This is a genomic window from Alishewanella sp. HH-ZS (genome assembly GCF_001704375.1).
In the GTDB taxonomy this organism is placed as follows: domain Bacteria; phylum Pseudomonadota; class Gammaproteobacteria; order Enterobacterales; family Alteromonadaceae; genus Alishewanella; species Alishewanella aestuarii.
On sequence record NZ_LZEJ01000087.1, the window covers coordinates 1 to 1,582 of the forward strand.

Annotated in this window: 1 protein-coding gene and 1 pseudogene; both read right to left on the bottom strand. The window is 47.7% G+C overall.

The window, feature by feature from the left end; genetic code table 11:
- On the bottom strand, positions 1 to 311 hold a 311-nt coding region (gene gmtX / locus A9165_RS16360; protein WP_255365754.1), incomplete at its 3' end, for a gamma-mobile-trio protein GmtX.
- A pseudogene (locus A9165_RS16365) lies at positions 311 to 1,582 on the bottom strand (integrase); the annotation flags it as partial. The gene gmtX and the pseudogene A9165_RS16365, both read right to left, overlap by 1 nt.

Below are 1,582 nucleotides of genomic sequence, written 5' to 3' on the forward strand. Positions count from 1 at the left end.
AGCTTGTTATCCTGTGGAACAGACTTAGAGCGTGAGGTTGGCGATAACGGCTTTTTGGTGGTTGTTTTGCACTTTGCTGCCCATGCTTCAATCAAGGTGCGGTAGTGCTTGTTTTTGGTTGCTCGCAACGCTTCGTAACCTGGGCCACCCTCTGCTGCTGATACTCGCCCCATTTGTGCAATGGAGAAATCACGCTGCCCCGATCCTGCATAGGCTTTCAGGATGTCGTTAAGCTTATCTAGGTTTTTTTGGGTTCTTGGCACTTTGTCGTCTTTTAGGTCAGCCAAGATGATATCAATATTAATGTCCATTAACCCTCCAAGAGTGCAGGTTGGGTGAGATTTTCTAGGTGCAAGGCTTTACCAGTGAGCGCACTCATGCCTGCACTAAATAGTTTGTTTTCTTCAAGGTACTCACCTGCCTCAATGTAGTTGGCGACTTTGCGGTAGCCCTCTAATTTGTCATGAGGGTCTGCTATTTTTGCCATGTGACGAAGCATGGCATTAGCAGCAATGAGTTGCTGCTTTTCATCCATTTCCAAGAAGATAGGTTCAAAACCCTTTTTCATCAGCATGCGACTGAGTTCAATGGAGCGCTTTTGAATGGCGGGCGTTTTACGAAGTTCATCCTGCAAGTCAGGGAAGAATTCGGCATCGTCACATAGCAAGGAGAGGTGTAAGAGCTCTGAGTCGGTTTCGATAAACCTCAAGGCATGGCTAATATCTTGTTCATTCCCTACTGCAATCAATTTATCTTTGGTGTCGTCATCGCTTCGGGCTACCTCGACGTGAATGATTTTGCTGATTAGCTTGAAGCACGCTATCCAGTCTTTGGTGTATTCATCGGCCTCTACTTGTTGCTTTTCATAGCGGCGTTGCAACACCTGTAGCTCACTGTGTTTGGTAAAAGGCGCACCTTGCTCTTCACAGAAGAACTGCTCGTCTTTGAGTGCTTCTAACTCACCCTCGATTTCAACCGATAGGTTAGCCGCTTGGTGCGCCTTGTAACTGAGTTGATTAAACTGAGCGTTAAGCGCTGGCAGGTATCGCGCCTCAGTAATAAACCAACGGCAACGAATGCAGTTTTCAGGGCCATGCGGTACGCTGCCATAGGTGCGATTTTGGGCAGCACTTGCATCTTTAATCAACTCACCGCCGTTCCAGCACCCGCCCAGCGTACTGACTTCATCGGATTTTACGGTGTTGCCTCCGACCAAACATAAGCCAGCTGAACGCTCCTCCCAGCCGATGGGATTACGGTTAACCAGTGCCGCCTGAATACTGTCTTCTTTGTGGTAGACCATTTTGCATTGAATTTGCGCTAGTGAGGCATCTTTGAGGAAATTACGCACTGATTGCTTGGCTTTACCCTCAAGCTCCCATTCGGCTTCACTCATTTTTTCCGCCATCACGGACGGGGTAATTTTGTTGTAGTAGATGGTCATTAGGATACGTGAGTGCCCTGCCAGTAGTTTGGATATGACAGGAAGTGGCAATTGGGTATCCATCGTGTAGGCAGTTATCAGCGATACACGCAAGCTGTGCAGGGGGAAATTTGTGGCAACCTTAGTGTATTCTAGTGT